This is a genomic window from Paenibacillus sp. FSL L8-0708, from assembly GCF_038009325.1.
Taxonomy (GTDB): Bacteria; Bacillota; Bacilli; order Paenibacillales; family Paenibacillaceae; genus Paenibacillus_AQ; species Paenibacillus_AQ odorifer.
The window spans coordinates 312,510-326,065 of the sequence record NZ_JBBPBC010000001.1; the positions used below are offsets into that span (position 1 = coordinate 312,510).

A 13,556-nucleotide genomic window follows, 5' to 3' on the forward strand; every position below is an offset into this window, starting at 1 on the left:
TGGTGAATAAGGTGATTTGAATGCTAATTGCAGAACAGTAACTTATTTAGCCACTAACTATAAATGAACGTTTCGCTCAAACGGTGAAAGTCGGCACTATGGTGGGAAAAAAGTGCCAAAAGTGCTTTCGAAAGTGCCTTCGAAAGTGCCAAACTGGGATCGATGGTCGAAAAGAACGGTATAAATCCCGCAGAATGAGTGCAAACCAGCTAGTTACTCGAAAAGAGCGGCAAAAATCCCGTAGAATGAGCGCAAACCAGTTAGTTACTCGAAAAGAACGGTAAAAATCCCGTAGAATGAGTGCAAACCAACTAGTTACTCGAAAAGAACGGTAAAAATCCCGCAGAATGAGCGCAAACCAACTAGTTACTCGAAAAGAACGGTATAAATCCCGTAGAATGAGTGCAAACCAACTAGTTACTCGAAAAGAACAGTATAAATCCCGCAGAATGAGTGCAAACCAGCCAGTTACTCGAAATAAGCGGGATAAATCCCACTAAATTAGCCTATCCCCGGCCCAAAAGGCCGATTTAATATAATCACTCCTAAATAGAAAGGTGAGAGAGCTATGGATTTCAATAAATTAACTCAAAAGCTGCAGGAAGCAGTAGCTGCGGCGCAGTCGCTGGCATCAGACAGCGGTCATCAGGAGATTGATAATCTCCATCTGTTAAAAGCGTTGCTTCAGCAGCAAGAAGGATTGCTGCCAAGATTGCTGCAAAAGATGAATATCCCTGTGGCTGAGCTGATGCGCAGCACAGATGAACTGCTTCAACGCAAGCCGAGCATCAGCGGGTCAGGAGTAAGCACGGTAAGGCGTTACGCCTCGCAATCGCTGATTCATCTGCTGGAGCAGGCGGAGAAGGAAGCGGCGAAGATGCAGGATGAGTTTGTTTCTGTGGAGCATGCGGTGCTGGCCATGGTGTCGGATTCGAGCGGGGAGAATCGTGAGCTAAGGGATCTTTTTGTCCGCCGTGGGCTGACCCGTGAGAAGCTGATGTCGGTGCTTGCTGAGATCCGTGGACATCAGCGGGTAACCAGCCGGGAGCCAGAAGCTACTTATGAGGTGCTGGAGAAATACGGCCGTGATCTTGTAGCAGAGGTTCGCGCGGGCAAGATTGATCCAGTCATTGGTCGTGATGGCGAGATCCGCCGGGTAATCCGGATTTTGTCCCGTAAAACGAAAAATAATCCTGTGCTGATCGGTGAACCAGGTGTAGGGAAAACAGCCATTGTGGAAGGCTTGGCCCACCGGATCGTGCGCAAAGACGTACCAGAGGGGCTGAAGGATAAGACGATTTTTTCACTGGATATGAGTTCACTTGTGGCAGGCGCGAAGTTCCGTGGTGAATTCGAAGAACGCCTGCAGGCGGTATTGAGGGAGGTTCGCGAAAGTAACGGCCGCATTATTCTTTTTATTGATGAGCTGCATACGATTGTGGGAGCAGGTAAAACCGAAGGCTCGATGGATGCGGGCAATATGCTGAAGCCGATGTTGGCCCGGGGTGAGCTGCACTGTATTGGTGCCACAACGCTCGATGAATATCGCAAATATATAGAGAAGGACCCTGCGCTGGAGCGCCGTTTCCAACAGGTGCTCGTGAGCGAACCCGATGTAGAGGATACGATCTCCATTTTGCGTGGTCTGAAGGAGCGGTTTGAAGTTCACCACGGGGTCAAAATCCATGACAGCGCACTGGTAGCCGCAGGGGTATTGTCCAATCGTTATATTACGGATCGATTTTTACCGGATAAGGCGATTGACCTAGTGGACGAGGCTTGCGCCATGATCCGCACAGAGATAGACTCCATGCCGGGTGAGATGGATGAAGTGACCCGCCGCCTGATGCAGATGGAGATTGAAGAAGCAGCGCTTAAAAAAGAAACCGATGACGCCAGCAAACGCCGTCTCGAAATATTACAGCGCGAGCTCGCTGACCTGAAGGAGAAGCAGCTAGGAATGACGGCGCGCTGGGAGAAAGAGAAGTCGGCCATCCAAGGGATTCGCGACCTCAAAAAACGGCTGGAGCAAGCACGTAAGGATCTGGTTGATGCACAGGAGGAATATGATCTTAATAAGTCAGCCGAACTGAGCTACGGCATTATTCCTGATTTGGAGCGTCAGCTGAAAGCAGCGGAAGAAGCGGCACAGCAGGATCAGGATACAAGATTGCTACGTGAGGCTGTTACTGAAGAGGAAATCGCAGATATTGTCTCCCGCTGGACCGGCGTTCCGGTTAGCCGACTGGTAGAAGGCGAGCGGGATAAGCTCCTGCGTCTGGAGGATACGCTGCATGAACGGGTAGTGGGCCAAGACGAAGCTGTCAGCTTGGTGGCCGATGCAGTGCTTCGGGCAAGAGCGGGAATCAAAGATCCGAATCGCCCGATTGGCTCATTCCTGTTCCTTGGCCCGACGGGTGTAGGGAAGACTGAGCTGGCTAAGTCGCTTGCGGTATCTCTTTTTGACCGCGAAGATGGCATGATCCGTATAGATATGTCGGAGTATATGGAAAAGCATAGTGTCTCCCGCCTAGTCGGTGCACCTCCAGGATATGTTGGATATGAGGAAGGCGGGCAGCTCACGGAAGCTGTGCGGCGTCAGCCTTATACTGTAGTGCTGCTCGATGAAGTGGAGAAGGCGCATCCCGATGTGTTTAACATTCTGTTGCAGCTGCTTGATGATGGACGGCTGACTGATTCACAGGGCCGAATGGTTGACTTCAAGAATACAATCATCATTATGACTTCCAATATCGGTTCACCTCATCTGATTCAAGGCACCGATGAAAAAGGTCAGCTCACGGAAGCTGCAAAGGATAGAGTGATGAAGGAACTGAGTGGTCATTTCCGTCCAGAGTTCCTGAACCGGGTGGATGACATTGTAATGTTCAAGCCGCTGACACTGGGTGAGATCGAGAAAATTGTGGACAAACTGGTGGATGGATTGCGTCTACGTCTGGCAGAACGGGAGATCGGGCTGGCATTAACTGAATCGGCGGTGCGTTTTATCGCTAAGGAAGGTTTTGATCCTGTGTATGGGGCAAGACCGTTGAAAAGATTTATCCAGCGCAGCTTGGAGACACGTGTGGCGCGTGCGATTATTGCTGGTGAAGCCGCAGAGGGATCAGTTATTCAGGTGGATGAATCCGGCAACGAGCTGACAGTAACCATTCTGAAGCCAGAAGTCGATGGACCAGAGAGTTCTGAATTGAGTTCTGAATAAAAAAAGGGCGTTCACAAAACCCTAATGGTTTTGTGAACGCCCTTTTTATTGTAAGCCTCATTCCACCCAAGGGATTAGATGAGGCTGTTCATCCAAGATGGACATGTACTGCTCTTTCCAGCCGTATTTGCCGTCGGGGTCGAGGAGCATATAACGCAGATATTTTTCCAGCCGGAACTCGGCTTTGGACCAACCGAGATGCTTGAGCCGCAGATTGCTTAGCTGATGAGACAGCTCGAAAATATTTTCCGGGAACCGCCCACAGTGCTGTGGGGATTCATTCCATACATAGTTGAAGTCTTCTTTATAGCGAAGCAAAAAAGGGCGGTAGTTCAGATGAGAGCGCCAGTAGGTATCCTCCCTGTAATGGTTCGCGTTCCATAAATCGTAAAGGCGGAAGCAGAACAGATCGACCCCATCTGCATACAGCAAGGAATCTATATTTTCTGCAAAGCTGGCTTCAAAGATCTCATCCGCGTCCAGACTCAGAATCCACTCGGGATTTGTCTTTAGGACTTCCTCCCACTGCTGTTTTCGCAGCTCAATTTCATTGCTGAACTTGGATTCGGTATTATGCACGAGACGAACGGGAATGCCTTCAAGTGCTTCCAGACAGACAGCTGCTGTATTGTCGGTGCTGCCGTCATCAATAATGACAGCCTCATCGATATATTTGCGGTGTTCCTCCAGAACCTGTCGCAGGAAGCGCCCGCTTTCATTTTTTACAACCATGGTAAGGGTTAGCTTGGGACGCTTTTTGGTTATAGGAGCAGCTGCAACCTCATTGGAATTTTCCTCGATGGGTGTGGGTGCCGATTCAGCTTTTACCCCTGTTGTTTCTCTGATGAAATCTTCAACTTTGTTCAAATCACTATCTCTGTACAAATGAAGGGCAGGATAATGGGTGTCAACAAATAGCGGAATGCCAAGGGCCGCGGCACGAATGCAGAAATGGCGATCCTCGCCCCAGTATGATATGTTCCGGATCTGATTGTAGCTCACCCCGGCTTTTATCGCATGCTGACTAATCAATGTACAAGCGCCGAGACCCCCCACTTCATAGATTCCAGGATTGCGGAGTTTGGTTATGAATTCATGAAATCTGCGGTTGATCTCCTCGGGTTGCAGTTTTTCGCCGGGAAGTATCTCCCACTGATTATATTCGTCATGCATCCAGACCTGCGGCTGAAACATGGTATCTGGCTGCCACTGTGTCCAAAATACCTCTGAAATAATATCTTTGTTCGTCCCTATTAGATGTCTTAGCGTATCGGGGTGGAGGATGAGGTCTGAGTCGATCAGAAACAGGTAGTCGTAGTTCAGGGTTTGCGCTCGGTTAATCATGAGGTTTTTGAAGTTGGCGACTTTCCAGACTAAATCAGAATTCCAATAGTGAGTCGTATCATTGCGAATGTACGCATCGTTAAAGCCGGAGCTTTGAATAAAAATATGCTCGCCCTTGCTTTTAAATTCCTGGAGCAGCCGGCTGGATTCCTCATCATCATTGTCATCAATCAGATGGAAATCCAGTTCGATTTGCTCGATATTCAAGCGCAGCAGGGAATTCAGAAATTCCCGTAATACATTGGGCTTTTGATGGATCGGGCTGCCGATTAGTACGCGTGTCTTATTCATTGCGGCCTCCTTGGGGGACTCTCCCTTTCTTCCGAGAGGTATAGGTATGTTCTCAATATATTTACAGTGAGAGAGTAATAATCCTTATTTCGCAAAGTTCTTATAGTAAATGAGAAATGAGAGTTGGATAAATTGAACTTTTTAGATATATTAATTTTGATGAATCTGCTGTACAATTACCGGATAATTAGATAAGAATGCAGCCAGATGAGCACAGGAATGAGACTATGGATAAATCACCACTAAAAGTTCAGTAGTTAATCAATCTGTTACTGGCCATGAATCCTCGTGCGGATGTGTTCTGGGATGATGGAAAGGGTGAATACCGACCTCTGCTGAATGAGGATGCTGAGGAAATTGATTGCACCGGAAGAGACAGCGAAGACTGAAGCTCATATTGGTGGCTGAACAGAGTTTGATTATTGCGACCCTTGGCATACTGTATTCGGAAGAGTCATTTCAGGTATGGACCCTGTGGATACTTTAAGGCGTGGGGATGTCATGAAAAAGGTTGAAACTATCAGTTCCCTCAATATTACATTAATGTGAAATGCTATCCATTGTAATTCCTAGTATCCCGATATACAATATAAAAACAAACAAAGACAATATAGACACGGGGGAGAAACTTATGCGTAGAGGATTATCTGGAGTTATTACTTTGGTTTTGTTAACATTTTTGATTAGCGCGTGCTCCGGGGGAAATAACGCCGCTTCGACAAATACAAATCAGACGCCTACGGCTACTGAAGGATCGACAGCAAGCACTGAACCAAAAGATGGCGGCAACTTAATTATTGGGGTCGCTGCAGATCCTGTCATTCTAAATCCGAACTATGCAGGTGATCGTGTCAGTCTGACGATTGACCAAGCGCTCTACGCGCCATTGTTCCAAGTGAATAACGGAGAGAAGACCTTCTACTTGGCAGACAGCCTGACACTTTCCGAAGATAACCTGACTTATACATTGAAACTGAAAAGTGGACTAACTTGGCATGACGGAGAAAAGCTTACAGCTGACGATGTCGTGTTCACGATTGATAGCATCCTCGATGAGAAGCAAAACAGCATGCTGAGAGCGAACTTATTCATCGGTGATAAACCCGTTAAGGCAGTTAAGGTGGATGATCTGACTGTAGAGTTCAAGCTTCCGCAGGTCAGCCCAGCTTTTGAAGCTACACTAGTGCAAGTATTTCCGATTCCAAAGCATATTTTTGAGAATGAGACGGATCTAGAGAAAAGCACCAAGAATGCTGCTCCGGTTGGATCTGGCCCATTTAAATTTAAAGAATACAAAGCAGGCGAATATGTTACACTCGAGAGATTTGATAACTACTTTGGCGGCAAACCACATCTTGATTCTATAACGTACCGGATTGCTAAAGATACGAATGCTGCGAATCTCGCACTTCAGAATGGTGAGATCAACATTAAGTATCTAGATCCACAGGATGTTGGAACGATTGAGGCTTCGAACAATTTCGAAATCCTGCCTTATAGTGAAGGCCGATTGTCCTACCTGTTGTTCAATGCAAACAGTGATAGAGGTGCTCTTGCTAAAAAAGAAGTTCGTCAAGCCTTGTCTTTAGCCCTAAATCGTGATGAAATCATTCAGGCTGCTTATACTTCTAACGAGTATGCAGACCCGGCGAAGTCCTTTTTGACTCCGGATGCATTGTTCTATACTAATGACGTACCTTCTTTTGATAATGATGTAGAAAAAGCCAAAGAGCTTCTGCAATCGGCAGGGGTTAGCGATCTGAAATTGAGATTGATTGTATCGAGCGGTAATAAAGCTCAGGAAGCCATTTCACTATACGTGCAGCAAAAGCTAAAGGCCATTGGCGCTGAAGTTGAACTGCAAAATATGGATGCCTCGGCATATGGCCAGAAATTCAGTGATATGAATTCAACAGATTTTGAACTTGCGATTGCAGGTTATATTATGGGTTACGATCCTGATGCTTACAGAATTTTGTATACTTCTACTGCAGACTCTAACTACTCGCATTATAATAATGCTGAAGTCGATAAGTTGTTCAATGATGGTGCAGGAGAAGCAGATGTAACTAAACGTGGTGAGATCTATAAGAAGATCCAAGAGATCATTGCTGATGATGCACCGATTTATCCAATTGCTAATACTAAGACTATTGTAGCTGTCTCCAAGAACTACGGCGGTCTAGAAGAAGCAGTCTTGAAGCCTGTCGTTATTTTTGAAGATTTATCGAAAATCTACCTTAAATAAGAACGGGAAAAATAAGCTGGTCAATCCAGCTTATTTTTTTACCGATATAGAACTGGGAGAATATACGTATGAGACAACTTATCGTCCGAAGATTACTGCAAACCCTGCCGATGCTGTTTTTTGTCTCGGTTGTGTGCTTTGCGATGATTAAGCTGGCTCCGGGGGATCCGGTACTATCCTTCGTTACGCCGAATATGCACGCGGATGATATTGAGCGCATCCGGCATAACCTTGGGCTGGATAAGCCAGCCTACATTCAATATTTTATATGGATCAAAGAAGTACTGCAGGGCAATTTCGGTTATTCCCTTGTGAATCATCAGCCTGTATTGGAGCAAATTCTAGAACGTTTACCTGCAACAGCAGGTTTGATGGGCAGTGCAATCGGCTTAGCCGTTCTGTTGGCGATCCCGATGGGTCTGCTTGCTGGAGCTAACCGGAACCGCTGGGTGGATAAACTAATTAATTTTTTATCCTATATCGGAATTTCAGTGCCTTTATTTTGGCTGGCCATCTTACTTATGTACTTATTCGCAATTAAGCTGCACCTGCTGCCTATTATGGGGATGCGAACCATTGGTGTGGAATCAGCGGTTGATGTATTGAAGCATGGTATTTTGCCTTGCGCCGTATTGGCGTTTGGATTTCTGGCCGGTTACGTACGATACATCCGCTCTAGTACGATTGGACAGCTAAAAGAAGAATATGTGCAGATTCAATATGCTTTTGGATCCAGCAAGACAACGATTCTGTTCCGTCACGTGCTTAAGCATGTACTGTTGCCAGTAATTACATTGCTCGGGATGTCGATGGGTGATCTGGTGGCGGGTGCAATTGTAACGGAGACGGTATTTTCATGGCCGGGTATTGGCTCTTTAGGGATGACTGCGGTTAAAGGGATGGATTATCCCGTAATTATGGGAATAACTTTGTTCTCTTCTTTAATGCTGATCATCGGCAATCTGGTCGCGGATATTCTATATAGCTTCGTGGACCCACGAATTAAATTAACGAGGTGACCTCATGAATCGCAGTAAATGGAAAAGTGTTGGAGATGAGCTATTTACGAATAAATTGGGTGTCGCAGCCCTCATTACTTTAATCGTCTTCACACTAGGCTCTATATTTGCTTTTTTATCCGGACATGATCCGAATGCAATGGATGTTTTGGCACGTTTGAAAGCACCCGGGGCGGATCATTGGTTTGGTACGGATGATTACGGCCGGGATTATTTTGCCCGAGCTTTGTATGGTGGCCGGGTATCTTTGCTAGTTGGTTTTGCTTCAATGATCATTGCCACGGGTATAGGTGTGACGGTGGGCGTAATCAGTGGATATTTTGGCGGATGGATTGATAATCTATTGATGCGGATGCTTGATGTAGTGATGTCCATTCCATCTTTCCTTGTGCTGCTGCTGCTCAGCGTATTTCTGAAGCCGAGTGTAGGAAACATCATTTTAATTATTGCTCTATTAATGTGGATGAACATTGCCCGTGTGATTCGTGCGGAGACGATGACGATTAAAGAACGGGAATATGTACTGTATGCAAAAGCTTCCGGCCAGAGCAACTTCGGAATTATTTGGCGTCATATTCTTCCGGGGCTAGTACCTGTTGTGATTGTAGGTGCGACGAATAATATCGCTTCCGCGATTATGATGGAGTCGTCCCTAAGCTTCCTTGGGTTCGGGGTACAACCTCCGAATGCCACTTGGGGCAGTATGCTTAACAATGCGCAGGGATATATCGCTCAGGCACCTTATTTGGCATTGTTCCCGGGGTTATTGATACTATTAACGGTTCTGAGCTTTAATGTTCTGGGCGATATTTTGCGGGTTGGCTTTGAACCGAAGCTGATCCGAAGATAGGAGTGTGAAGACATCATGACGGAACGGCTATTGTCTGTTGAGAATTTGAAGGTTTCCTTCCAAACTCGGGATGGAGAGAATCAGGCAGTTCGTGGCGTTAGCTTTCATATAGATGCTGGAGAAACGGTAGGGATTGTTGGTGAATCCGGAAGCGGGAAAAGTGTAACTGCGAAGGCGATTATGTCGTTGATTACACCTCCGGGTAAAATTATCGCTGGAAATATTAATTTTCGTGGTGACAATTTATCTAACCTTTCGGAAAAAGAGTGGAGAAAACTGCGCGGTAACCGCATAGCGATGGTGTTTCAGGACCCCATGACTTCTCTTAATCCTGTGAAAAAAATCGGCCAGCAGCTTACGGAGGTCATCCGGCGGCATCGCGGCTTAAATAAGGAAGCAGCGTTTAAAGAGGCAGCAAGTATCCTGCGGCAGGTGGGCATTAATAATCCTGAGCAGCGGCTGCAGCAGTATCCGCATGAATTCAGCGGCGGGATGCGGCAGCGGGTCATGATCGCTATGGCTCTTTCCTGCCAGCCAGAGCTATTGATTGCGGATGAGCCGACAACTGCGCTTGATGTAACAATACAGGCCCAAATTCTTGATCTTTTTAAAGAGCTAAAAAATAATACCAGTACAGCTATAGCGCTGATCACCCATGATTTGGGTGTGGTGGCTCAGGTATGTACACGGGTTATCGTAATGTATGGTGGACTAGTGATGGAGGAAGGTACGGTGGAGGATATTTTTTATCGCCCACAGCATCCTTACACGAAAGGTCTGCTTCGCTCCATTCCGAAACGTGACGGCAAATCGCGTGAACGTCTAATTCCAATCGAAGGCACACCTCCGGATTTGTTGAATCCTCCTTCTGGCTGTCCCTTTATGGAACGTTGCCCTAATGCTTTTGCCCGTTGCAGCGAACGTCCTCCGGTAATCGAATTATCGCCCGGTCACCGTTCGATGTGCTGGTTAGCAGATGGCGTGCAGGAGACTCCAGCCGTAGCTGGCGTTGAAGGGAGCGGTTCGGTTGAGTGACAATAAGATTCTAGTGGACGTAAATAATCTCAAAAAACATTTCTCCAAAGGCAAGGATATGTGGGGACGCGATACATCGGTGCTTAAGGCAGTAGATGGCGTAAGCTTTCAGATTCGTCAGGGAGAGACCTTTGGGCTGGTTGGAGAGTCGGGAAGCGGCAAGTCCACGGTTGGACGCTGCTTGCTGCGCTTATATGACTACACAGACGGTGAAGTGTCTTTTGACGGGCAGCCGCTGAGCAAGCTTGGAGAGAAGCAGCTAAAACCTTTTCGCAGACGCATTCAGTCGATCTTCCAAGATCCCTATTCATCACTTAATCCAAGCTTAAGTGTGCTTGATCTGATCAGTGAGCCGATGAAAATCCACGGTATCCACGAAGGTGAAGAACGCAAAGAAGCTGTTGCGGCATTGCTGGAAAAGGTAGGTTTAAAAAGAGAACATCTCTACCGCTTCCCGCATGAATTCAGCGGTGGCCAACGCCAGCGGATTTCGATTGCCAGAGCATTGTCCGTAAGACCTGAGTTTGTCGTGTGTGATGAACCGATCTCAGCGCTGGACGTGTCTGTCCAGGCTCAGGTAGTGAACATGCTGGAGGATTTGCAGTCCGAATTCGGCTTGACCTATCTCTTTGTCGCACATGATCTGTCGATGGTACGGCATATTTCTGACCGGATCGGCGTGATGTATGGCGGTCGTCTAGTAGAGGTAGCCGAAAGTGATGAGCTGTACGAGAATCCTATTCATCCTTATACAAAGGCGCTGCTGTCTTCCATCTTGGAGACGGATCCCCGGCGGGCCAATCAGAGAATTATTTTAGACGGATATTCGCAAGAGTATGGCAGAGCTGAGACTTCCACACTACAGGAAGTAAGTCCGGGCCATTATGTTGCTTATGATTTTACGGTATGATTAGACTCTATATATAGATTGGGAGGGATCAGAATGTCAGAGAACTTAAACCGGGTAAAGTTATCCCAGTGGGATGCGTTATTGGTGGAATCACTCCGCTCCTTGGGGTGGTCTGATGAGGATATTCTTCGTAAAGTGGCAGAGGGCGATTTGCCCGTTGACAAGAGCGAATACCAATTTGATTATAAGCAGCTGACTACGTTGCAGTCAGAGCAGCCGGAGTTGTTCGGGCAAGCGGTGAAGACAGGCTATCAGATTAAATACAACACGATTCGTGGGATTCGCAGCTGGATATGGGTAGCTCTGGGCAAAGAAGCGGCTCTGGAGCTTGAGGAAGGTAAGGAAGCCGCTGAGGTGGCTTTAACCTTGGCCGAGAAGGAACGTTTAGCCTCTGTGTTATCCTTCGGTTGGCAGATCGAGAGCGATACGAAGGCAGCGGTTGGAGATACAGCTGTCTACCGGATTGCACCGATTGGACGTTAAGCTGAATAGCTACAGTAAAAAACGATTGTTGCGGGGAAGGACTCCCTGTGCACAATCGTTTTTTTTGTTATAATTCTCGCTTAAATGCTTATCGTTAATATACGTTTACCGCTGGGTAAGCTACCTCATATTGTGCAGCCTCAACCCAGCTTCCTGTCTTAAAATCTCTGCCCCGGACAAGCACTTTATCGCTATACACTTCTACATAGAAGCCTTGGCTGCCCTCTTTATGTTTATCTTCATTAGTCCAAAGATAGGCGACAGAAGCAGCATTAAACATCGTTGCGATCTCTCCATCGCCAGGGAACATAGTGTTGTCTACCTCCAGCTCCCAATGGGTATGTCCAGTGAATAACAAGGTCTGAGGGTATCTCGACAGGATTTCTTTTAATTCCTTATCTTGTGTGACACCATACCAATCTTGCGATTCCAGCGATCCGGCTACGGTGTCTTTAAGCGGTTGATGCAGGAAGAGAAAGATAGGCTGATCTGGTGAAGCTTGTTCTCCAAGCTTATGCTCCAGCCAATCAAGCTGTTCAGAAGAAAGATCACAGAATTTGGGCAATCCTTGTTCTGTCCCTAGCATAATAAAATGATAGCCATTGACCCAGTGATCATGATAGGGTCCGGACATTCCGGTCTGTGACGTATACATTCCTAAACGTGATTCCCAATTTCCGAGGCCCACATCATGATTGCCTAAGGTAAAGGTAATCCCGGGCAGTTCGGTTTTGTATTGTTTGAGGATACGAAGCATTTCTTCGTATTCAGCAGGGAAGCCGTGGTCTGTGACATCACCGATATGCATAATCCCGCTGCTGCCTTCCCCATGCGCTGCTATATCACGGAGAGCCAGCTCGAAGTTAAGATTGTACTCATGATTGCGGTCAGCAGTGACATGGGTATCCGTAATGATCTGAAAGGTGATAACTGGTTTATCTTCAGGTGATGTGTTCGTACTCATGTTTGGGCATCCTCCTTCATCTATGAACCTATCCAATACTGTTGCTGTTCGCTAATGCGTCTTGCCGCTAATATTCAGTCCTATGATCCCGACAATGATGACGGCTATCCAAAGTAGTGAGGATAGGGTTAGCTTTTCTTCAAAGAACAGGGTTCCTATGAAGGAAATCAGGATGATTCCCGCTCCTGACCATATCGCATAAGCTACGCCTACCTTAATAGAGGTGAGAGCATAATTCAGGGAGGTGAAGCTGGCTCCATAGAACAGGAACATAAGCACGGAAGGCCAGAGCTGGGTGAACCCTTGAGATATTTTCATTGAGAGGGTCCCTGAGAGTTCGAACACAATAGCCAGCGCCAGAAACATCCATGCCCATATTCCTTCTATTCTCACAGGGAAGTAACCTCAATTCTGAGCTCAGCATAAGATTGTACAATGAGATCTGCATCCGGGAGAATATGTGTTGAAGCACTAGTACCGTCGCTTTCTGCTAGGCCGATAGCTACCTGTACACCCGCTGCTTTAGCCATTCGCATATCCCCGTTAGTATCGCCGATAACCGCTGTGTACGCGGGTTCCACGGCTAACCTTTTGCAGGCAAGCTGCACCATGTCGGGGAAAGGTTTACCCTGATCCACAAGATCTGTTCCAATTACCTCGGAGAAATAATGCCGTATGCCCAGCCATTGGAGATGTTTGTCTGCGGCCTCTGTTTCATCTGCGGTCACCACGGCGAGAGGAATGCCTGCACTCACACACTCATCAAGAAAACGATGAAGTCCCGGAAGGGAGTGAACGGGGCGTTTCTCTTCTAACCTAACATCCGCTTCGAGACGGCATTGATGGACAAGCTCCATGGACTCCGCCCAAGATAAACCTTGCAGATAACCCTGCCATGACAGAATGGCATAAAGATCACTCATAGTCCCCATAGCCAGCGGTCCGTTGCGATCATAATCGGTAATGCTCCCCTGGGCATTGTGTACAGTTCCCATTAATGCAGGGAGCTGCTCTTCTGCAATCTGTAGCCCTCTTTGTCTCATATACTTCGTGAATCTCTCTAAAAAACATTCGCCCCAGCTGCCCCAGAGGGATACGAACTGGAGCAGCGTACCATCCTTATCGAATAGAATAGCTGCTACAGCATATCTGCCTTGTGGCGTGATGAGCTCAGACATGAAGTCCACCG

General features: G+C 47.1%; 11 protein-coding genes and 1 pseudogene. 8 read left to right on the forward strand and 4 right to left on the reverse strand.

Going from position 1 to position 13,556, the window contains the following annotated elements:
- The first annotated feature begins 568 nt into the window (after nt 1-568).
- Nucleotides 569-3,223, forward strand: a complete 2,655-nt coding sequence (clpB, locus tag NYE58_RS01435) for an ATP-dependent chaperone ClpB (RefSeq protein WP_341000930.1) — start codon at nt 569-571, stop codon at nt 3,221-3,223.
- Nucleotides 3,224-3,280: 57 nt separating this feature from the next.
- Here clpB and NYE58_RS01440 read toward each other — a convergent pair whose 3' ends face one another.
- Nucleotides 3,281-4,858 (reverse strand): glycosyltransferase family 2 protein, encoded by a 1,578-nt coding sequence (locus NYE58_RS01440; protein ID WP_341000931.1) that lies wholly within the window; start codon nt 4,856-4,858, stop codon nt 3,281-3,283.
- A 435-nt stretch (nt 4,859-5,293) separates the two neighbouring features.
- On the opposite strand from NYE58_RS01440, the pseudogene NYE58_RS01445 reads away from it, so the two are divergent.
- From NYE58_RS01445 to NYE58_RS01475, 7 genes and pseudogenes are all read left to right on the forward strand, one after another.
- Nucleotides 5,294-5,407: pseudogene (locus NYE58_RS01445) on the forward strand (peptidylprolyl isomerase); the annotation flags it as partial.
- Nucleotides 5,408-5,489: 82 nt separating this feature from the next.
- Nucleotides 5,490-7,106, forward strand: a complete 1,617-nt coding sequence (locus NYE58_RS01450) for an ABC transporter substrate-binding protein (protein ID WP_076127005.1) — start codon at nt 5,490-5,492, stop codon at nt 7,104-7,106.
- A gap of 68 nt (nt 7,107-7,174) precedes the next feature.
- Nucleotides 7,175-8,125, forward strand: a complete 951-nt coding sequence (locus NYE58_RS01455; protein ID WP_036687292.1) for an ABC transporter permease — start codon at nt 7,175-7,177, stop codon at nt 8,123-8,125.
- A 4-nt stretch (nt 8,126-8,129) separates the two neighbouring features.
- Nucleotides 8,130-8,975, forward strand: a complete 846-nt coding sequence (locus tag NYE58_RS01460) for an ABC transporter permease (RefSeq protein ID WP_036687295.1) — start codon at nt 8,130-8,132, stop codon at nt 8,973-8,975.
- 15 nt (nt 8,976-8,990) lie between these two features.
- On the forward strand, nt 8,991-10,010 hold the full coding sequence (locus tag NYE58_RS01465; RefSeq protein ID WP_076127008.1) for an ABC transporter ATP-binding protein: 1,020 nt from the start codon (nt 8,991-8,993) through the stop codon (nt 10,008-10,010).
- On the forward strand, nt 10,003-10,920 hold the full coding sequence (locus NYE58_RS01470; RefSeq protein ID WP_280753353.1) for an ABC transporter ATP-binding protein: 918 nt from the start codon (nt 10,003-10,005) through the stop codon (nt 10,918-10,920). The genes NYE58_RS01465 and NYE58_RS01470 overlap by 8 nt, the downstream gene beginning before the upstream one ends.
- Nucleotides 10,921-10,953: 33 nt before the next feature.
- Nucleotides 10,954-11,403: a hypothetical protein gene (locus NYE58_RS01475; RefSeq protein WP_076192528.1), complete on the forward strand. Its 450-nt coding sequence runs from the start codon at nt 10,954-10,956 to the stop codon at nt 11,401-11,403.
- 94 nt (nt 11,404-11,497) lie between these two features.
- Here the strand turns inward: NYE58_RS01475 and NYE58_RS01480 are convergent, their stop codons facing one another.
- The 3 genes from NYE58_RS01480 to NYE58_RS01490 are packed head-to-tail and all read right to left on the reverse strand — an operon-like array spanning nt 11,498 to nt 13,545.
- Nucleotides 11,498-12,367 (reverse strand): metallophosphoesterase family protein, encoded by an 870-nt coding sequence (locus tag NYE58_RS01480; protein WP_076275938.1) that lies wholly within the window; start codon nt 12,365-12,367, stop codon nt 11,498-11,500.
- A gap of 51 nt (nt 12,368-12,418) precedes the next feature.
- On the reverse strand, nt 12,419-12,760 hold the full coding sequence (locus NYE58_RS01485; protein ID WP_248549163.1) for a DMT family transporter: 342 nt from the start codon (nt 12,758-12,760) through the stop codon (nt 12,419-12,421).
- Nucleotides 12,757-13,545: an HAD family hydrolase gene (locus NYE58_RS01490; RefSeq protein ID WP_076275939.1), complete on the reverse strand. Its 789-nt coding sequence runs from the start codon at nt 13,543-13,545 to the stop codon at nt 12,757-12,759. Before NYE58_RS01490 ends, NYE58_RS01485 begins: the two co-directional genes overlap by 4 nt.
- Between the last annotated feature and the right edge of the window lie 11 nt (nt 13,546-13,556).